16 protein-coding genes are annotated in these 18752 nt (G+C 70.1%); 3 read left to right on the top strand and 13 right to left on the bottom strand.

Features of this window, described 5'->3' with window-relative positions; genetic code table 11:
* Window positions 1-157 precede the first annotated feature (157 nt).
* Together RIB45_RS07835 and RIB45_RS07830 are read right to left on the bottom strand one after the other, a co-directional pair.
* Complete coding sequence (locus RIB45_RS07835) at window positions 158-2581, bottom strand: YbcC family protein (RefSeq protein ID WP_350049690.1); 2424 nt, start codon at window positions 2579-2581, stop codon at window positions 158-160.
* A 23-nt stretch (window positions 2582-2604) separates the two neighbouring features.
* Complete coding sequence (locus RIB45_RS07830) at window positions 2605-4164, bottom strand: proton-conducting transporter transmembrane domain-containing protein (RefSeq protein ID WP_350049689.1); 1560 nt, start codon at window positions 4162-4164, stop codon at window positions 2605-2607.
* A 107-nt stretch (window positions 4165-4271) separates the two neighbouring features.
* Here RIB45_RS07830 and RIB45_RS07825 point away from each other — a divergent pair, with 107 nt between their 5' ends.
* The gene (locus tag RIB45_RS07825; protein ID WP_350049688.1) at window positions 4272-5147 is read left to right on the top strand and encodes a LysR family transcriptional regulator; all 876 of its coding nucleotides are present in this window, start codon (window positions 4272-4274) and stop codon (window positions 5145-5147) included.
* Here RIB45_RS07825 and RIB45_RS07820 read toward each other — a convergent pair whose 3' ends face one another.
* The 4 genes from RIB45_RS07820 to RIB45_RS07805 form a co-directional block, all read right to left on the bottom strand.
* Window positions 5148-6167, bottom strand: a complete 1020-nt coding sequence (locus RIB45_RS07820; RefSeq protein WP_350049687.1) for an agmatine deiminase family protein — start codon at window positions 6165-6167, stop codon at window positions 5148-5150.
* A 194-nt stretch (window positions 6168-6361) separates the two neighbouring features.
* Window positions 6362-7246 carry a phytanoyl-CoA dioxygenase family protein gene (locus tag RIB45_RS07815; RefSeq protein WP_350049686.1) on the bottom strand — a complete coding sequence of 295 codons (885 nt, stop codon included), beginning with the start codon at window positions 7244-7246 and terminating at the stop codon, window positions 6362-6364.
* A gap of 16 nt (window positions 7247-7262) precedes the next feature.
* A complete protein-coding gene (locus tag RIB45_RS07810; RefSeq protein ID WP_350049685.1) occupies window positions 7263-8003 on the bottom strand; it encodes an aldolase in 741 nt (246 codons plus the stop codon).
* 23 nt (window positions 8004-8026) lie between these two features.
* Window positions 8027-9004, bottom strand: coding sequence for a TauD/TfdA family dioxygenase (locus RIB45_RS07805; protein ID WP_350049684.1), 978 nt, complete (start codon window positions 9002-9004; stop codon window positions 8027-8029).
* Window positions 9005-9157: 153 nt separating this feature from the next.
* Here RIB45_RS07805 and argE point away from each other — a divergent pair, with 153 nt between their 5' ends.
* Complete coding sequence (gene argE, locus RIB45_RS07800; protein WP_350049683.1) at window positions 9158-10300, top strand: acetylornithine deacetylase; 1143 nt, start codon at window positions 9158-9160, stop codon at window positions 10298-10300.
* Here the strand turns inward: argE and RIB45_RS07795 are convergent.
* From RIB45_RS07795 to RIB45_RS07765, 7 genes are all read right to left on the bottom strand, one after another.
* Entirely contained in the window at window positions 10297-11223 is a 927-nt protein-coding gene (locus RIB45_RS07795; RefSeq protein ID WP_350049682.1) for a LysR substrate-binding domain-containing protein, read from the bottom strand. The genes argE and RIB45_RS07795 overlap by 4 nt on opposite strands.
* A 25-nt stretch (window positions 11224-11248) precedes the next feature.
* Window positions 11249-11923, bottom strand: coding sequence for a DUF1028 domain-containing protein (locus RIB45_RS07790; RefSeq protein WP_350049681.1), 675 nt, complete (start codon window positions 11921-11923; stop codon window positions 11249-11251).
* A complete protein-coding gene (locus RIB45_RS07785; protein WP_350049680.1) occupies window positions 11920-12354 on the bottom strand; it encodes a RidA family protein in 435 nt (144 codons plus the stop codon). Before RIB45_RS07785 ends, RIB45_RS07790 begins: the two co-directional genes overlap by 4 nt.
* Before the next feature lie 19 nt (window positions 12355-12373).
* Window positions 12374-13663, bottom strand: a complete 1290-nt coding sequence (locus tag RIB45_RS07780; RefSeq protein WP_350049679.1) for a flavin-containing monooxygenase — start codon at window positions 13661-13663, stop codon at window positions 12374-12376.
* A gap of 120 nt (window positions 13664-13783) precedes the next feature.
* Window positions 13784-14323, bottom strand: coding sequence for a hypothetical protein (locus RIB45_RS07775; protein WP_350049678.1), 540 nt, complete (start codon window positions 14321-14323; stop codon window positions 13784-13786).
* Between the two features lie 395 nt (window positions 14324-14718).
* Entirely contained in the window at window positions 14719-16896 is a 2178-nt protein-coding gene (gene katG / locus RIB45_RS07770; RefSeq protein WP_350049677.1) for a catalase/peroxidase HPI, read from the bottom strand.
* Between the two features lie 146 nt (window positions 16897-17042).
* On the bottom strand, window positions 17043-17567 hold the full coding sequence (locus RIB45_RS07765) for a PAS domain-containing protein (RefSeq protein WP_350049676.1): 525 nt from the start codon (window positions 17565-17567) through the stop codon (window positions 17043-17045).
* A gap of 171 nt (window positions 17568-17738) precedes the next feature.
* On the opposite strand from RIB45_RS07765, the gene RIB45_RS07760 reads away from it, so the two are divergent.
* Window positions 17739-18743 (top strand): threonine ammonia-lyase, encoded by a 1005-nt coding sequence (locus tag RIB45_RS07760; RefSeq protein ID WP_350049675.1) that lies wholly within the window; start codon window positions 17739-17741, stop codon window positions 18741-18743.
* Window positions 18744-18752: the final 9 nt, after the last annotated feature.

Here is an 18752-nt window from a genome sequence, read left to right as displayed (position 1 = left end):
ACCCGGGGACCGCAGGTTCGAATCCTGCCGGGGACGCCATCCCTCTCCCGCCTCGTTTGGGCGGAAAACGAAAGAGACGGCCGCCGAGACTTTCGTCCCGAGGCGACCGCCTCTCCCGCGCGCGCCCGGCCCTCCCGGCAGGCGACGGCGTCGCTTCTTACGCGACGGCTTCCAATTTCGGCCGCTTGGCCGGACGGACGACCGGCTCCCACGTCAGATCGCCGCTGTAGCGGTGGGCGATCCGCCCCTCCTCATCCATCGCGAAGAGGTGGAGCCAGCGATTGTCGAACAGCGCCCGGACGCCCTCGTGGCGGCTCAGGATGTCCGTCATCGCCTCGCGCGGGGCCTCGATGCAGACCGACAGGCGCAGCGGCTCGTGGATGTAGCGCTCGCCGTCATGCACCGACTGCCAGGGCAGCCCGCCCCGCAGCAGGCCGCCGTTGCCCTCCAGCGCCCCGAACCCGCCGACCACGTTGTGCAGCAGCTTGTTGCCCGAGCCGAAAAGCTGCGGCGCGACGGTGGAGCCGTAATACTGCAGACTGATCCAGCTCGCCACGACGACCGGGGCGGTCATGATCAGCTCCAGCACGCCGAAGCCGTTCTCGCCATCCTGCTTCCAATCGTAATCGTGCAGGAAGGCGCGGCCCTCCAGGCTGCGCCCCGAGGTGCGCGAGCGGGGCGCGGCGATGAAGGCCTTGCAGCCGGCCAGCGCCCATTCGGGCCGCACCTCCGCCCAGTCGCGCGCGCGCATCGGGATGTCGCCTTCCTTCTCCGCGCGCGGCAGGCGCAACGCACGCTCCCCGCGGGTCGTCGCGCCGGCGGCGGCCAACCACTGGCGCGCCGTCTTGAGGTCGGCGGCGTGGGACTGGCTCGGCGTATCGGCGTCGTAGAGAGTGACGGCGTCGGTCGTGGTGTCGTGCAGCGCGCCGACGAACAACGTGTCCTCCGGCACTGTGATCCCGCGTCCGACCAAGCCTTTGCGCACCTCCCGATCGTTCAGCAGCGCGGCCAGCAGCCGGGCGTTGACCTCGCCCGAGAAACCGCCGCAGGCGCCGCAGTGCAGGCCGCTGGCGTGCGGGTTGTTGACCACGTTGGCGCCGTGGCCGGCGAGCACGATCACGCGCGCAAAGCCGTCGGTCAGCGACATCGCGCGCAGGACCGTCTCGGCCGCGCCGATCCGCGTCTCCAGATCCAGCGCGGGATCAAATTGGGGCTTGGGGTCGTTCGGGACCGGCGCCGGATTGAGGCCGAGCGCGTCGCGCACCAACTTTCCGACATAGACCGGGCCCATCGCCTCGACGAAGGCGAAGGAGGAGACCGCCGCCAGCTTGAAGCGGCCCCAGGCCCGCTTGGCCCGCGCCGTGTAGCGCTTGGCGAGCTCCTCCTCCTTATGGTCGTGACCGCCGGAGCAGGACGTCACCGTCGGATTGAGGAGCACCGGCAGGCGCAGTTCGTCCACGTCCGAGCCGAAGCGCCGGTGCTTGGCGAAGACCCCGAAGAAGCCCGCGAAGCCGAGCGTCTGGATCGAGGGGTCGACCGACTCCAGCGCGCGCCGGAAGACTTCCGAGCGCACGTCGATGCAAAACGCCGCCTGCAGCAGCGCCCGGCCCTCCGTCGGCGTCGCCGGCGGCAGGTCGAGGGTCTCGGCCAGGCCGCGCTGGGCGGCGCGCTCGGCCGCCTCCTGCAGGATTGCGTCGACGATTTCCGGCGCGCCGACCGTGATCGGCGCCTCGTGCACCGCGCGCGTCGCGGCCCACTCGCTGGCGAGCGCGGCCTCGTGGCGCAGATAAAGCGCCTCCTCCCACAGCAAGCGGATCGCGAGGAAGTCCGTGATCGTCGCGTCCGTCCCGTCCGCCAGCTCCGCCCGCCAAAGTTCGTAGCGCGCGAACTGCGACCAGCCGCCCAGCGTAATCAGCAGCTGGTGGAAATAAGTCTCCAGCGCCGCCTCGCTGAGGCCCAGACGCTCGACCGCGCGGGCGATCGCCTCGACGGGCTTGTCCGGCGCCTCGGCCGCGAAGGAGCCGAAGCCCTTCAGGCCCATGATCTCGGGCGCTAGATCGTGGGTCGCGTGCGCGCAGTAGGCGGCCCAGGCGCTTTTGCCCTTGGGCGCGGCCCACAGCGCCTGCCCCCGGTCGAAATAGCCCCCCGCCCAGGCGCCGAACCGCTCGGCGATCAGCGCCGGCCAGTCGGTCCCGTCGATCTTGGCGGCCAGATCCGCCAGCGTCGGCAGCGCCTTCGGCTCGGGCCGGACCTCGTTCGCGGCGGCCTTGAGCGCCGCGACGTCGGCGGGCCTGTCCGCTTGCGGCGCGGCGTCGAGCGCCGCCTGCAGATCCTCGTCCGTGATCTCGCCGGCGGCGATCCGCTTGAGATACCAGGCGCGCGGCATCGCAGAGGCGACCCCGCCGACCCGGGAGAGGCGCGCGGAGACGTCGGCCAGCGTCTCGCCGGTCTGGCCGAGGTAGGGGTTGACGGCCACGTAGGACGCCAGCGGCCAGAGCGGCGGGATCTGCCGGGCGGCGGCGTCGGCGGCGCTCGCCAACGTCGGGAGGTCGGCCGCCGTCGTCTTGGTGTCAGTGCTCATGGGATGATCTCCTCTCGAGGGCGTCAGGACGGGGTGCGGGCGGACCAGTTGCCGACCAGCCGATCGAAAATCGCGTTGGCGTAGAGGCCGTTGGCCAGATGGACGCGCAGGCCCGCCGCCGCCGGGTGATAGGCCCACAGCGGGAACAGCGCCTGGGCGAAGGCGACGAGACCGAAGCTGATCAACGCCAGCGCCAGCAGCGCCCACTCCAGCGGTCCGGGCGCCGGCGTCGCCGGCAGGGTCCCGGCGGTCAGCCACTCCGCCCCGCGCTGCAGCGCGAAGTAGCTGACCGAGGCGGCGAGCGAGTAGAGCGCCGTGCGCTGGGTCAGCACCCCGGGCGCGGCGTCCGCAAGCCCCTGGGCCAGCAGATAGGCGACGCCGAAGATCAGGATGGCGCCGAGGGCGATCGCCTGCGGCGACTTGGCGTCGAAGCCGAACAGGAAGCCGATTACGCCGTAGATCAGAAGCGCCAGCGCGAAGGCCCGGGTCACCGCCCAGCCGTCCGGGATCGCGATCGGACCCGGTCGCCGGATCGCCGCCACGACGTCCACCGCCGTGCCCGAGGCCAAGAAGGCGTGCGCCTTGTAGAGCGAGTGGGCGACGATGTGCAGCAGCGCCAGCGGGAACAGCGCCAGACCGCACTGCATGATCATGAAGCCCATCTGCGCGATGGTGGACCAGGCGAGCGAGGTCTTCACCGCCGGCTGCGCCAGCATGGCGAGCCCGCCGAGCAGCGCCGTGAAGCCGCCCAACATCACCAGCACCGCCAGCACCCCCGGCGACAGCAGCATCACGTCGGCGAAGCGGATCAAGAGAAACCCGCCGGCGTTGATCACGCCCGCGTGCAGCAGCGCGGAGACCGGCGTCGGCGTCTCCATCACCTCGGTCAGCCAGCCGTGGGTCGGAAACTGCGCGGATTTCAGCACCGCGGCGAGCGCCAGCAGGCCGGTCGCCCAGATCGCGGCGGTCGGCGCCTCGCCGGCCGAGGCGGCGTTCAGCATCGCGGCGATGTCCCCGGTGCCGAAGCCGGCGAATAGCAGGACCGCCGCGCCGAGGAGCGCCGCGTCGCCGAGGCGCGCGACGATATACTTCTTGCGCGCGGCGCGCACCGCCTCGACCCGGTTCGGATAGAACAGCAGGAGCTTGTGCAGCGTCAGGCTGGTCGCGACCCAAGCCGCGACGAACAGCAGCAGATTGCCGGCCTGCACCAGCAGCAGCACGGCGGCGAGCGTCGCCGCCATCCAGCCGAGGAAGGCGCCCTGGCGCTCCTCCCCGTCGAGATAGGAGGCCGAGTAGCGCAGCACGACCCAGCCGACGAAGGCGACCAGCACCAGCATCACCGCGCTGACCGCGTCCAGCCGAACCGAAAGGCCCAGGCCGGCGACGCCGAGCAGGAGGCTGGTCGCGGCGCCCTGCCAGATCAGCAGAACAGCGGCGAACGACGCCGCGCCGAGCGCGACCAGCGCGGCCGCCTCCGCAAGCCGGGCGACGCCTGCGGGGCGCCGGCCGGGATTGTTGAAGGCGACGGCCGCGGCGGCCAACAGGGCCAGCGGCGCGATGAGGGGGAGCAGAGCGTACAGCATGACGGGCGCGTCTCCAGTGATGGTCGATCTGGAGCGAGTGATACCGAGATCCGTTAATCAATAAAAATACATTGTTTTTGATTTATCGTTCTGTTTATAAGAACGGTATGGCCGACCTGAATTACAATCACCTGCACTACTTCCACACCGTCGCGCATGAGGGGAACCTGACCCGGGCCGCGCACCGCCTGAACGTCTCGCAATCGGCGGTCTCGGCGCAGATCCGGCAGTTGGAGGAGCGCCTGGGCCAGCCCCTGTTCGACCGGCGCGGACGCGCGCTCCACCTGACGGAGGCGGGGCGGATCGCCCTCGACCACGCCGATTCGATCTTCGCGACGGGACGCGAGCTGCTGGCCACGCTGCAGCAGAGCGGCGGTCAGCGGCAGGCGTTGCGCGTCGGCGCGCTCTCGACGCTCTCACGCAATTTCCAGCTCGCCTTCCTGCGCCCGATCCTTGGCCGGGCGGACGTCGAGGTGATTCTGCGCTCCGGCAGCGGAGCCGAGCTGTTCAACGCGCTGGCCGGCCTCAATCTCGATCTGGTGCTGACCAATCAGCCGCCGCCGGCCGACGCGCTCACCAGCTTCACCGTCCAACGCCTGGACGAACAGGCGGTCAGCCTGATCGGGACGCCGGCCTTGTGTCCGGCCGACCTCGCGCTCGCCGACAGCCTGACCGCAGCGCCGCTGATCCTGCCCACCGTCGGCGGCGATCTGCGCATGGCCTTCGACGCCTTGGTCGATCGGCTCGGCGTGCGCCCGCAGATCGCGGCGGAAGTGGACGACATGGCGATGATGCGCCTGCTGGCGCGCGAGGGCGTCGGCCTCGCCGTCCTGCCGCCGATCGTGGTGCGCGACGAGATCGAGGCCGGCGCGCTGGTCGAGCATGCGCGCCTCGGCGACCTGACGGAGACCTTCTACGGCGTCTCGGTCGAGCGGCGCTATCCCAACCCGCTGCTGGCCGATCTGCTGCACCGGGCGGATTGATCAGCCGCCCGCCGGCTCCTGCTGGGTGATGCAGTGGATCCCGCCGCCGCCGGGCGCGATCGCCGCGATCGGGACGGCGACGATCTCGCGGCCCGGCAGATGCTCTTGGAAGATCTCCCGCGCCTCGCCGTCCGCGCGCACGCCGTATTCCGGCATGATGAGGGCCCCGTTGCACAGGTAGGAATTGACGTAGGATCGGCAGAAGCGCTCGTCGTCGCCCTCCGCCTCGTCGGCGGCGGGGATCTCAACGAGGCGGATCGGCCGGCCGACGGCGTCGGTCCGCCCCGCGAGCGCGCGGATGTTCGCCCGGTTGACGGCGTGCATCGGATGTCGCCTCGGGACCGCGCCTTCGATCAGCACGAGGCCGGGCGCCAAGAAGGCCGCGATCCCGTCGACATGGCCGTCGGTCTCCGTCTCCCATTCGTCGCCGGGCAGCCAGATCACTTTCTCGCCGCCCAGCATCTCAATCAGCTCGCGCTCGATCCCCGCGCGGCTCCAGCCTGGGTTCCGATTCGCGTTCGGGAAGCAGCTTTCGGTGGTCAGGATCGTCCCCTCGCCGTCGACCGCGATCCCGCCGCCTTCGGCGACGAGGTCGGAGCGGAAGACGCGCGCCCCCGCATGCTCCAGGATCGCCTCGGCGGCCGCGTCGTCGCCGTCATAGGGATGGTACTTCCCGCCCCAGGCGTTGAAGCGGAAGGAGACGCCGGCGCGCTCCCCCGCCGCGTTCACCAGGAAGCACGGCCCCGCGTCGCGCGCCCAACTGTCGTCGATCGGGCTTTCCAACAGCTCGACGTCCGCGCCCAGCAGATCGGCCGCGCCGGCGCGATCCTCCGGCCGGACCAGCATCGAGACCGGCTCGAACCGCCGCACCGCATGCGCGACCGCCGCATAGGCGCGCCGCGTCTCATCCATGTCCTCCCAGACCTCCCGCCGGCAGGGCCACATCATCCAGGTGCGCTTGTGCGGCGCCCACTCCGCCGGCATGCGGAAGCCTGCTTGCTTTGGCGTCTTGTCGGTCATGGCGATCGGCGCTCCCGCTCTCCTCGCGTCCCGCCGCCCGAGAATGCCCCTGTCCCGCCCTGATGACAATCAGGGCCGGGGGCGGCGCTCTCCCACCGGAGCGTGATCGCCCCGGCCCCCGACTTTCGTCAGGGATTGCCGGAGCGCTTGGGGATGACGCGAGGTTGGTATTCGCGGCGCGCGCCAAGGAAAAATCACCGTCCCCCTTGCGCGCTGACATGGTCGGGGATCGCGCCCTGGCCGCGGTCTTCGGCCCAGGCGGGCTCGGGCGGGTCGTCCATCCAGGCCTCGACCGCGCCGCCGCGGTAGACGCCGATGCGGTCCTCCTCGGCTGCGCCGTGGGTGGTGTAGCCGAGCAGCGCGCGCAGGCGCGGGCTGAACTGCTTGGCGATCTCCGGCGGGCATTCCAGATACTGGTTCGATTCCTGACGCAACCAGCCGAGGCTATAGGTGTTGATGAGGCCGGCGCGCGGCGCGTTGGAGTTGTTGGCCCCGCCGCCGTGCCACGTCGAGCCGAGATAGAACAGCGCCGAGCCCTTCGGCATCACGGACGACACCCAGTTGGAGACGTCCGGCAGATGCCAGGAGCGCAGGAACCGGTGGGAGCCGGGGACGACCCGCGTGCCGCCGTTCTCGGCCGTGAAGTCGGTGAGCGACCACATGACGCCGATCTGCAGCTCCACCCCCGCCAGCTGGATCGGGTAGAGCGAATCGTCGCGGTGCAGCGCCTGTTCGCTCTCCCCCGGCATGATCTCGATCGCGGTCAGGCTGCCGATCTGATAGTTGGCGCAATGCGGCAGCAGGAATTCGTCGGCCAGCGCCACGACCATGTCATGCTCGATCAAGGGCGCCGCGCTCGGCGCCTCGCGCAGAATGCCGTTGAAGCGGTTGGTGCGCGAGCCGTTGAAGCCGCTGACCTGCGCGAGCCCCGCGCGGTCGAGGGCTGGGCGAAGCTCCGCCATCACCCGGTCGGCCGCGGCCTCGTCGATCAAGTCTTCTACGATCGCCGCGCCGTCGGCGCGCATGGCGGCCACGATCTGCGCCGTCGGCGCGTCGGCGGGGAAACTCTGAACCGTCATCAGTCGCTCCTTACTGTCAGGACCTGGGGGCGTCCGGTCGATAGACGCGTTTCAGCGCCTCGAAATGCCGTTCGGCCGAGGGGACGCGCTCCTGCGCCACCTGCCGGCTGGTCTCGCGCAGCACGTCGTCGGCGATCGGCTTCAGCGGCAGGCCGGTCGACTGCGCCAGGATCTGCTGGCGGCACGCCCGCTCCAAATAATAGAGGTCGTCAAAGGCGACGGCGACGCTCTCCCCGCCGACAGTGATCCCGTGATTGTCGAGGAACAGGATGTCGGCGTCGGCGTTTGCGCGCTGCGCGTCCGCGATCCGCTCGCCCTCCTGGTCGTCGAGCGCGAGGCCGCCGAAGCTGTGATGCGCCATGCGCCCCCAGAAGCGCACGGCAGTCTGGTGCGCCATCTCAAGCCGCCCGCCCTCCAGCATGGCGAGCGCGGTCGCGTGCGGCATGTGCGTGTGCAGCAGCACCTTGTGCCGCGGGTTGGCGCGGTGGCCGGCGACGTGGATGAAGCGCGCGGTCGCCTCGACCTCGCCCTCCCCCTCGATCACCCGGCCGTCGCCGTCGATCAGCAGCAGGTCGCGGGCGCGCATCTCCGCCCAATGGACGCCGTAGGGGTTGATCAGATAGCGCTCCGCCCCCGTCCCGCCGTCGCTTGGAACGACGGCCGAGAAATGGTTGCAGATCCCTTCCGAGAAACCGAAGCGCTCCGCCAGCACGAAGGCGGCGGCCAGATCTCGGCGCAGGGCGTCGATGTCGCTCATCGGCCGCCTTCTCCCCTCTTCGCTCAGGCCATCGCGACCAGCACGCGCCGCGGCCCGCTGTAGGGCTTGCGGCCGTGCTGGGCGAGGATGTTGTCGATCGCCATCACATCGCCCGCCGCCCAGGGAAAGACGATCTCCAGCGATCGACCGACGGCGCGCACCGCCATCAGATCCTCCACCGCGATCTCCGAGCCGTCGCCATAGGTCACGTGATTGCCCAGCGTCTCCTCGCCCGCCGTCGCCGGATCGAAGCGCGGATCGTCGGCCGCGCCGAAGGAGGTCTTCACGCCCGCGATCCCGCGATGCCATTGGTCCGCCTGGTTCCACCAACAGCGCTCGCCCGTCTTGGGGTGGGTCACGATCGCCTTGTGCGGCGCGCGGGTGCGCAGGCCGAAGTCGGTCCACTCCCCCGCCATGCCGGAGCGCGCGAGATAGGCTTCGACCGTCGCCCGATCGTCGGTCTCGAAGGTCTCCTGCCAGCTCTTGCCGACCCCGGGCGGGCCGTCGGCGTCCCAGAGGTGCTGCAGATAGACGATCCCCTTCTCCTCGAACCGCGACCGGATCGCCTCGGGCAGGGCGCGATAGAGCGCGCGACCGTCGGCGATATGGGTCTCGCCGCCGCTTTCCGCCGGCAGCAGGCAGCCGAAGAACACGAGCCGCGGCGACCAGCCGGCGTAGGACAGCTCGTTATGCAGCAGCACCTCAAGCGAGGCGTCGTATTCGGTCGAGGTGTAGACCTTGTCGAGCACTCCGCTGCGCGGGGAATCGCCGCCGGCATAGGTCTTCAACTCAGGCTCGATCGCCGCGCAGACGGCGCGGAACTCTTCCGGCGTCGCGATGTCGAAGCCTCGGATGAGGACGACGCCCGCACGCTCGACCAAGGCCTGGATCTCGGCGGCGCGGGCTGCGGTCCAGTCGACCGCAGCGGCGGCGCCGGTCTCTCCCTCCGGCGTCAGCACCAGCGGCGCCGGACGGTCGGGCAGCAGCGGGGCGGCCTGCACGCGTCTGTCCTCCTTCATCACTCCCAGGCCCGCAACTCTAGGCGCCCCGCCCCGGCCCCGTCCAGTCGCGCCCCGGCGCGCACAAGCCGTCTTCGGCCTTTGGCCCGGCAGGCCGGGGAGGCTATAACGCTCCGGTGGAATGCGGAGGCGCCGATGCCAAAAAGCCTGGAAATCCTGGATCGCCTGATCGCCTTCGAGACGGTCAGCCGCCGGCCGAACATCGATCTGATCCGCTATGTCAAAGGCGTTTTGACCCAGGCCGGCGTCGCCTGCCGCCTGGTCGAGAGCGCGGACGGCGCCAACGCCAATCTTTACGCCCGCACCGGCCCCGACGGCCCGGGGGGCGTCATGCTGTCCGGCCATACCGACGTGGTGCCGACCGACGGACAGGACTGGACGGTCGCGCCCTTCCGGATGCACGAACGCGACGGCAAGCTTTACGGTCGCGGGACGGCGGACATGAAGGGCTTCGTCGCGTGCGCGATCGGCGCGATGATCGAGGCGGCGGGCCGCCCGCTCGCCCGGCCGCTGCAGCTCGCGCTGTCCTATGACGAGGAGATCGGCTGCGTCGGCGTGCGCAGCCTGTTGGACATGCTGTCGGCCGCGCCGGAGCGCCCGGACCTGTGCATCGTCGGCGAGCCGACCTCGCTCGCGGTCGCCACCGGCCATAAGGGCAAGATCGCCGCGCGGGCTGTGTGCACCGGACGGGAGGTCCATTCCGCATTGGCCCCGCAGGGCGTCAATGCGATCCATCTGGCCGCCGAGTTCGTCCGCGCCTTGCAGGCCTTGCAGGCCGAGTTCGCAGAGACCGGCGCGCAGGACGACGCCTACGACGTCCCCTACTCCACCCTTCATGTGGGCACGATTGCGGGCGGAACGGCGCTGAACATCGTGCCCAATCGATGCGAGCTCGCGTTCGAGATCCGCCATCTTCCGGAGGACGACGCGGACGCGCTGCTAGCCCGGGTCGAGGCCGCGGCCGCGGCGATCGCCCAAGCCGCGCCGGACGGCGGCGGCGTGGGCGTCGAGACGGTCAACCGCTATCCCGGGCTGGCGACGCCGAGCGCGTCCGAGGCGGTCTCCTTCGTCAAATCGCTGACCGGCGCCAACGCGACGACCAAGGTCGCCTTCGGAACCGAGGGCGGGCTGATCGACGCGCGCCTCGGCGTGCCGGTCGTGATCTGCGGCCCCGGCTCGATGGCGCAGGGGCACAAGCCGGACGAATATGTCGCGCTAAGCCAGATCGACGCGTGCGATCGGATGCTGGCGGCGTTGACCGCGCGGCTGGCGGCTTAGGCGGGGCGCGACGCGCCCGCCAGATCCGGCGCGACCTCCCGGCAGACCGCCTCGAAGGCCTGTAGGACGCGCGGCTTGCGCTCCGCGCCCATGGTCATCAGGCCGACGCGCAGCGGCGCGACCGCATCGGCGATCGGGCGCGCCGCCAGCGCCTTGCCGTCGGCCGCCCCGCCGGCGGCGCTCGGCGCGTTCAACAGGCCGTAGCCGAAGCCGTTGGCGGCCAAGCTCTGCAGCATCGCGACATGGGCGGTGCGCTCGGCGATCAGCGGGCTCAGGCCCCGCGCCTGAAAGAGGGAGAGGAAGTAATCCCGGCTGATCGGCAGGTCGAGCAGGATCAAGGGCTGCGCAGCGAGCGTCTGGAGCGGCAGGCGCTCTTCCGCCGCCAGCGGATGGTCGGGCGCGAGCACGACATAGGGCGGCAGATCGGCCAGCGGCTCGAAGGCGATGTCGGCGGGGATTTCCAACTCGTAGGTCAGCGCCGCGTCGATCTCGGCTGCGCGGATCATCCGGAACAGCTCTTCCTGGTGGGCCTCATGCTGGCGGAAGAGCGCGTGCGGGTGGCGCGCTTCAAACCGGCGACGCACCGCCGGCAGGAAGGTCGGGGCGAGGGTCTGCAGACACCCGACCGAGATCGGCCCTGACGGCAGGTCGGCGATTTCCGCGGCCTGCGCGTGCAGCGCTTCGGCGCCGTCCAGCAGCGCGCGCGCCGCCTTGTAGAGCCGTCGTCCGCCCGCGGTCAGCGCCAGGCCTTGGGCGTGCCGGCGCACGAACAGCGCGACGCCTAGCGCCGCCTCCAACTGCGAGATCGCGGTTGAGATCGAAGGCGCGGAGACGTTGAGCTTGGCGGCCGCGGGGGCGATTCCCCCGGCCTCGCCGACGGCGACGAAATACTCCAGCTGGCGCAACGTGTAGCGGACGGCCATGAGCGGGCGTCACCCGGCCGAGACGCTATTCATCGCCGGGCACGCCGTAACTCGGCGCCGCGGATGGGTCGAGCGCGCGGCGGACATAGTCGTCCATCTGCGGCGCGTAGCGCCGCCACAGCGCCTGCAGCTCCGCGATCGGATCGCCGTCGCTCCAGTCGACCCGCAGGTCGGCGACCGGCCACGAGACGTCGCGCACCAGCTTGAGGCCCGCTGAATGGACCGGTCCGGCCTCCCCGCCGGCGTCGAGGGCCGCCTGCATCGCCGCCAGCAGGCGGTCGCCGAGCGGCCCGGTCGCGGCTTGAAAGCCTGCGACCATCGCCTGCGGCACGCCCTCGTCCGCGAGCAGATTGCCGCCGCAGGCGACGTTCTCGGCCGTCGCCTCGCCCCAGCGCCCCAGCACCTGGCCGCCCGAATGGACGGCCGTGCGGCCGAGCGCATCCACGACCAGCAGCTGTCGGTAGTCGATATGGGCGGCGGTGCGCTTGAGGATCGCGACGGCCTCGTCCGCGCTCGCGCCCCGCTCCATCAAGTCGAGCGCGCGCGGACCGAGCGTCGGGTCGGTCACGTTCTGGCTAGAGACCGCGCCGACGCCGGCGCGCGCGTACGCACAGCGCGCCGCCACCGCCGGCGAGGAGGAAGAGACCGCAACGCCGAAAATCCCCGTATCGGCGCAGCGCGCGGCGATGCAGAAGGTCATGACCCCGCCCCCGTCTCTGCGTCAGGGATCACCGCCGTCGCCTCGATCTCCACCAGCCACTCGGGCCGGGCCAGCGCCGAGACGACGAGGCCGGTCGAGACCGGATGGACGCCCTTGGTGTATTGGCCCACCACCCGATAGACGCTTTCCCGAAAGCGGATGTCGGTGAGATAGATCACCAGCCGGCAGATATGCGCCGTCTCGGCTCCGCTTTCCTTCAGCAGCATCTCGATATTCCTCATCGCCTGATGCGCCTGCGCGGCCGGGTCGCCGATCCCGACCGACTCCGAGGTTTCCAGGTTCTGGCCGATCTGCCCGCGCACGAAGACCATGCTCCCGCGCGCGACCACCGCTTGGGCCAGATCGTTGTCGAGCGCCTGTTCGGGATAGGTGTCCTTCGTGTTGAAGGGCCTGATGCGTTTGTGCGCCATCGCGCCGGTCCCCTTCCTTTCAGACGTCCGCCGCTTCGGGCGCGCGCTGGCGCGCCATGATCGCGTCGCGGTGCGCCTCGTAGGCGCGCTGGATGGCGATCTGATCGGCGATGAAGCGTGCGTCATGCCAGACGCCCCAGATGAAGGACGAGCCGCGGCGCGACAGCCACGGCAGCCCCAGAAAGTAGACGCCTGGCTCCGAGGAGACGCCGCGCTCGTGCCGCGGGCGGCCGGCTTCATCGAAGGCGTCGACCTGCAGCCAGCCGAAATCGTAGGCGTAGCCGGTGGCCCAAACGATCGCGGCGATCCCTTCGGCCTTAAGATCGAGCGTCTCGATCGGATCGCGCAAGCAGGCCGGATCAGGATCGAAGCGGCGCGCCTCCGGCTCCTCCGGCAGCGCAAGGCCGTTCTCTGCGGCAAACGCGTCGGCCCGATCCAGGACCGAAAGATAGTTGGCGTCGCCGCGCGCGACGTTGGCGCGCAGATCGTCGGCGAAGCGCAGGACGCCCTCGTCGCACGCCTGCGTCCGACCGACCAGCGTCACGCCGCGCTTGGCGAGACGACGGAAATCCACCGTCTCCCCGCCGCGGGCGCCGCTGACGGAGATCGTCACATGCTCCGTCCCCGGGGCGGGCGTCTGGCGATCCCATTCGCCCAGCACGCCAAGCCACCAGCAGTAATCCAGCCCGCGATAGCGCCGCGGCGGCCGGTCGTGCGGCCCGACGGACAGAAAGACCCGTCGGCCGGCGCGCTGCAGCTCGTCCGCGATCTGTCCGCCGGACGAGCCCGCCCCGACGACCAACACCGCCCCCGCCGGCAGTTGATCCGGGTTCTTGTAGGCGCTGGAATGGATCTGCATGACGCCGGCGGCGTCCGGCACGAGGTCGGGCGTAACGGGCTTTTGGAATGGGCCGGTCGCGGCGACGACCCGCCGGGCTTCGATCGGTCCGTGCGAGGTCTCGACGCGGAATCCCGGCCGCCCCTCCAGCCGGCGCGCCGACTGGACGGCGACGCCGCAGCGGATCGGCGCGTCGATCGCCTTCGCATAACGCGCGAAATACTCGGCCACCGCCTCCTTGCCGGCGAAAGCCTCGGGCGCGATCCCCTCGAAGGTCTTGTTGGGGAAGCGGTCGTGCCAGGCGGGTCCGTTGGCGACAAGGCTGTCCCAGCGCTCGGAGCGCCAGCGCTCCGCAATGCGGCTGCGCTCAAGCACCAGATGCTCCACGCCTTGGGCGGTCAGATGCTCGCTCATCGCCACGCCGGCTTGACCGGCGCCGACGACCAGCACGTCGACTGTCTGCGCGGGCATGATCAGCCTCCTCCTCTGCGATCCATCGCTTAAGGATCGAGAGTAGAAAGGCCGTAGAGTTAGGTAAAATATTAATTATGCATGCTGTGCGTAGGATTTCCTTAATGCGCCGCGCGGGCCTCAGTGCAGGCGCGCGCGGCTCGGCCCCTCGGCCCCCGTCCTCGCGGCGTCCGGCGCCGCTCGCGCGGGGGCGCGGACCGCGCGCTCGCGGACCGGGGCGCGGTAGCCGGCGTCATCGAGCGCGAAGGCGACGTGGACGAAATGCGGCTGACAGAGCCGAAGGGCGGCCGGCGGCAGCCAATCGGACAGAAGGCGCGTCGCACTCGCCTCCCAGCCGCGCTGGATCAGGGCGATCGCCAGGACCAGATTGTGCTCGTCCGCCGTCACGCTCGGGCATCTCGGGCAGTTGATGTCGACGCGCCCCTCCGCGCCGCCGGCGAACAGCGTCATCGCCTGGTCCAGGTGATCGCCCGCCTCGCCGGCGTTAATGGCGGCGAAACCCTCGCGCATCTCCGCCAGCTTCCAGGGTTGGTCGTCGAAGCCGCGCACCCAGGTGCGCAGGCTCCAGAGCAGAAACTGCTCCACCGCGCCGCGGGCGGCGAGACCGGGGATCGGGCGGTCGGGGGTCGGGCGGTCGGGGGTCGGGCGGATCGAACTCATGGGGCGCACGCTCCTCACGCTCGGGGGGGAAGCGGGTCCCGACCGCCGCCGGCTAGGCTGGGGGGCGGCGGCGGTCGGGACCGCACCGGCGCGGCCCCTTGCGGACCCCGCCGAAGTCAACGCCGTTTGACGGCGAGTGAGAGCATCGCCGAGCCGTCAGATACTGTCAATGCAAATCATTCGCATTCGCATGAAAAATCGAAAGACGCAGGAGCCGCCGTCGCCCGGAGCCCCGCTCAGGCGCCCCTCGTCACGCGACCCGCCGAGGCCGGCGACGCGCGCAGGAGGGGACCTTCCCGGCGCGCGCGGGGCCGATCGAGCGGGGCGCCTTACGAAAACCGCCCCGAGGCGCGGAGCCCCGGGGCGGCGTTCGATGCGACGCTCGGCGAGCGTCTTTACGCGGCGACGTCGAAGCGATCCGCCTCCATCACCTTGGTCCAGGCCGCGACGAAGTCGGCGACGAACTTCGCCTGCGCATCGTCCTGGGCGTAAACCTCGGCGTAGGCCCGCAGGATCGAGTTCGAGCCGAAGACGAGGTCGACCCGGGTCGCGGTCCATTTCACCTGATCCGTGGCGCGATCCCGGATCTCATAGCGGTTCTCGCCCGCCGGAACCCAACGATAGGCCATGTCGGTCAGGCCGACGAAGAAGTCGGTCGTCAAGGCGCCCTTGCGATCGGTGAAGACGCCGTCCGCGGCGTCGCCATGATTGGCCCCGACGACCCGCAAGCCGCCGAGCAGGACGGTGACCTCCGGCGCCGTGAGGCCCATCAGCTGCGCGCGGTCGAGCAGCATCTCCTCAGGGCTCACCACATAATCCTGCTTCACCCAGTTGCGGAACCCGTCGGCCAGCGGCTCGAGCGGCTCGAACGACTCGGCGTCCGTCATCTCGTCCGTCGCGTCGCCGCGACCCGGGGTGAAGGGAACCTCGACCTCGCGCCCGGCCGCCTTCGCCGCCCGTTCGACGCCGAGATTGCCGCCGAGGACGATGGCGTCCGCCACGCTCGCCCCGGCCTCGGCCGCCAGCGGCTCCAGCGCCGCCAGCACCTTCGCCAGACGCTCTGGCTCGTTGCCGGCCCAGTCTTTCTGCGGGGCGAGGCGAATGCGCGCCCCGTTGGCCCCGCCGCGCATGTCGGAGCCGCGGAAGGTCCGCGCGCTGTCCCAGGCGGTGGCGATCAGCTCGGCGTCCGACAGCCCGCTCTCGGCGATCTTGCGCTTCAAGGCGCCGACGTCGTAGTCGGTCCGACCCGCCGGGACGGGATCCTGCCAGATCAGATCCTCTTCCGGGACTTCCGGGCCAATATAGCGCGCCTTCGGCCCCATGTCGCGATGGGTCAGCTTGAACCAGGCCCGCGCGAAGGTCTCCGAGAAATAGGCCGGATCGTTATAGAACCGCTCCGAAATCTCGCGGTAAGCCGGGTCCATCTTCATCGCCATGTCGGCATCCGTCATCATCGGATTGCGGCGAACGGAGGGGTCCTCCGGGTCGACCGGCTTGTCCTCCTCCTTGATGTCGACGGGCTCCCACTGCCAGGCGCCGGCCGGGCTCTTCCGGAGTTCCCACTCATGGTTCAACAACATGTGGAAGTAACCGTTGTCCCACTGCGTCGGATGAGTGGTCCAGGCCCCTTCAAGGCCGCTGGTGACCGCGTCGCGACCGACGCCGCGGCCGCCGCGCTTGTTCCAGCCGAGACCCTGCTCCTCCACGTCGGCGCTTTCCGGATCCGGGCCGAGAGCGGCGGCGTCGCCGTTCCCATGAGTCTTGCCGACGGTGTGACCGCCGGCGGTCAGCGCGACCGTCTCCTCGTCGTTCATCGCCATGCGGGCGAACGTCTCGCGAACCTGGGCGGCGGTCTTCAGCGGGTCGGGTTCGCCGTTCACGCCTTCCGGATTGACGTAGATCAGACCCATCTGAACAGCCGCGAGAGGATTCTCCATCGTGGCCGGGTCCTCGACGCTGTCGTATCGGCTGTCGCTGGGGGCCAGCCACTCCTTCTCGGACCCCCAATAGACGTCCTTCTCAGGATGCCAGATGTCGGCGCGCCCGAAGCCGAAGCCGAAGGTCTTCAGACCCATCGATTCATAGGCGACGTTGCCGGCCAGGATCATCAGATCGGCCCAGCTGACCTTGTTCCCGTACTTCTTCTTGATCGGCCACAGCAGCCGGCGCGCCTTGTCCAAATTCGTGTTGTCCGGCCAGCTGTTCAGCGGCGCGAAACGCTGGTTGCCCGTCCCGCCGCCGCCGCGGCCGTCGGCCAGGCGGTAGCTGCCGGCCGCGTGCCACGCCATGCGGATGAACAGGCCCCCGTAATGGCCGTAGTCGGCCGGCCACCAGTCCTGGCTGTCGGTCATCAGCGCGCGCAGATCGGCCTTCAGGGCTGCGACGTCCAGTTTTCTCGCCTCGTCGCGATAGCTGAAGGCGCGACCCATCGGGTCGGTCTTCGCGTCGTGCTGATGCAAAATGTCCAGGTTCAGCGCGTTCGGCCACCAGCCGGTCACCGACCGCCCGCTTTCCGTCATCGCGCCGTGCATCACCGGGCATTTGCCGCCCGTCTTGATATCGCCGCCGTCCATCGTCTCGTCTCCTCCGTTCGGGGGGCTTTGATCGCGCATCCCGGCTGTGAGACCGCGACCGCCTACGCCCTAAACGGTAAAGCGAGCTAAACAATAGTTAAAATCGTTTGTTTAAAATGATGCGATTGGAATTATCTATCAATGCGTCAGCCCGCGCGCGGGAAGCGCGCCCGCTGATCGGCCGGCACGATGACCTCGATCGTGCGGTCTGCGCGCCCGGCGGCCGGGTCGTCGGCCAGCGGCAACTCGAGATACAGGACGTCGATGAATTCGCGATTCTGAACGTTGAGCGGCCCTTCGATATAGGCCGCATAGAGGCCCCGGCAGCAGAACTCGCTGAACTCGTCCATCCGGTTCTCGCGAAGATAGAAGCTATTGAAGCCGTCACGGTCGAGGCCCTTCAGCGTGCGACCGAACAGCTCGTCCAGCGCCGTGCCCGACAGCCGCGTCGAGTAATCGAACGGCTCGTAAGAGACGTCGTAGACGCTGACATAGCCATGCCAGCCGACGAAATCGAAGAAGTCGAAATCCTTCCACGCCGGAACCGGCCTGCCGCCCCGTTTCGCGCGCCACAAGTCGAAAAGGTCCGTGAAAGGCCCGACGTCCGGCGTCGCCATATCCGGCGTATAGTAGCTGTAGCGCCACACCGCGTCCTCGTGCCAGGTCGTCATCGCTCGCTCGTCATCGCTTGCCCGTCTCGCTCGCCCATCCGGTCGTCCCTTTGAGGTCTAGACCATCGGGCGGACGATGCGCCAGCGCTTTCCCGCCCACCGTTGCCCGCCGCCGGCGTCGCGAGTACCCTTTGGCGAGGGTAGCGCGCGCGCGCCGGCAAGGAGTTCCCCATGACCATGATCGCCCCTGCGGACGCGCCGCCGAGCGTCTCAGACGTCGAGGCCGCGGCGGATAGGCTGGCCGGCGTCGCCCTCGAAACGCCGCTACTCGAATCGCCGCTTCTCAACCAACGCGTCGGCGGCCGCGTGCTGGTGAAAGCGGAATGTCTGCAGCGCACCGGCTCGTTCAAATACCGCGGCGCCAGCAGCAAGATCCGGGCGCTCGGGTCGGACGCGCGCGCGGGCGGCGTCGTGGCCTATTCCAGCGGAAACCACGCCCAAGGCGTCGCCCTGGCCGCGCGGGACGCGGGCTGCGCCGCGCTCATCGTCATGCCGAGCGACGCGCCGGCGATCAAAGCCGCCAATACCAAGGCCTACGGCGCCGAAATCCGCTTCTACGACCGCTTCGCCGAAGATCGCCAAGCGATCGCCGAGGCGGAGGCCGCCAAGCGCGGCGCCGTCCTCGTCCCGCCCTACGACGATCCGCTGGTGATCGCCGGCCAGGGCACGGTCGGACTGGAGATCGACCGGCAGCTGGCGGCGCTCGACGCCGCGCCGGACCAGGTGCTGTGCTGTTGCGGCGGCGGCGGGTTGATCGCGGAAACGTCGCTGGCCTTGACCGCGCGCCGGCCCGGCTTGCCGATCTACGCCTGCGAGCCGGCGGGTTTCGACGACACCAAGCGCTCGTTGGAGGCCGGCGTTCGGCGGAGCGTGGACCCCGCCGCCCGGTCGATCTGCGACGCGCTGCTTTCCCCTACGCCGGGCGAGATCACCTTTGCGATCAACCGGCGCACGCTGGCCGGCGGGCTGAGCGCCACCGACGCCGAGGTGCGCGCGGCCATGCGCGCGGCCTTCGAGACATTGAAGCTGGTCGTCGAGCCCGGCGGGGCGATCGCGCTGGCCTGCCTGCTGAGCGGCCGGATCGAGGCGGCAGACCGCACCACCGTCGTCGTCATCTCCGGCGGCAATGTCGACGCGGCCCTGTTCGCCGATACATTGGGGGACGGGGCGGACTGACGCGTCCTG

This window comes from Marivibrio sp. (assembly GCF_040218065.1).
GTDB lineage: Bacteria > Pseudomonadota > Alphaproteobacteria > UBA8366 > Aestuariispiraceae > Marivibrio.
The sequence above is the reverse complement of the archived record's forward strand: the minus strand, read 5'-3'. Positions and strand labels throughout refer to the sequence as shown.

Coding starts and splice junctions, on each gene's coding strand:
- RIB45_RS07835 (WP_350049690.1), bottom strand. CDS start 2,581: ATGAGCACTGACACCAAGACGACGGCGGCCGACCTCCCGACGTTGGCG.
- RIB45_RS07830 (WP_350049689.1), bottom strand. CDS start 4,164: ATGCTGTACGCTCTGCTCCCCCTCATCGCGCCGCTGGCCCTGTTGGCC.
- RIB45_RS07825 (WP_350049688.1), top strand. CDS start 4,272: ATGGCCGACCTGAATTACAATCACCTGCACTACTTCCACACCGTCGCG.
- RIB45_RS07820 (WP_350049687.1), bottom strand. CDS start 6,167: ATGACCGACAAGACGCCAAAGCAAGCAGGCTTCCGCATGCCGGCGGAG.
- RIB45_RS07815 (WP_350049686.1), bottom strand. CDS start 7,246: ATGACGGTTCAGAGTTTCCCCGCCGACGCGCCGACGGCGCAGATCGTG.
- RIB45_RS07810 (WP_350049685.1), bottom strand. CDS start 8,003: ATGAGCGACATCGACGCCCTGCGCCGAGATCTGGCCGCCGCCTTCGTG.
- argE (WP_350049683.1), top strand. CDS start 9,158: ATGCCAAAAAGCCTGGAAATCCTGGATCGCCTGATCGCCTTCGAGACG.
- RIB45_RS07795 (WP_350049682.1), bottom strand. CDS start 11,223: ATGGCCGTCCGCTACACGTTGCGCCAGCTGGAGTATTTCGTCGCCGTC.
- RIB45_RS07790 (WP_350049681.1), bottom strand. CDS start 11,923: ATGACCTTCTGCATCGCCGCGCGCTGCGCCGATACGGGGATTTTCGGC.
- RIB45_RS07785 (WP_350049680.1), bottom strand. CDS start 12,354: ATGGCGCACAAACGCATCAGGCCCTTCAACACGAAGGACACCTATCCC.
- RIB45_RS07780 (WP_350049679.1), bottom strand. CDS start 13,663: ATGCCCGCGCAGACAGTCGACGTGCTGGTCGTCGGCGCCGGTCAAGCC.
- RIB45_RS07775 (WP_350049678.1), bottom strand. CDS start 14,323: ATGAGTTCGATCCGCCCGACCCCCGACCGCCCGACCCCCGACCGCCCG.
- katG (WP_350049677.1), bottom strand. CDS start 16,896: ATGGACGGCGGCGATATCAAGACGGGCGGCAAATGCCCGGTGATGCAC.
- RIB45_RS07765 (WP_350049676.1), bottom strand. CDS start 17,567: ATGACGACCTGGCACGAGGACGCGGTGTGGCGCTACAGCTACTATACG.
- RIB45_RS07760 (WP_350049675.1), top strand. CDS start 17,739: ATGACCATGATCGCCCCTGCGGACGCGCCGCCGAGCGTCTCAGACGTC.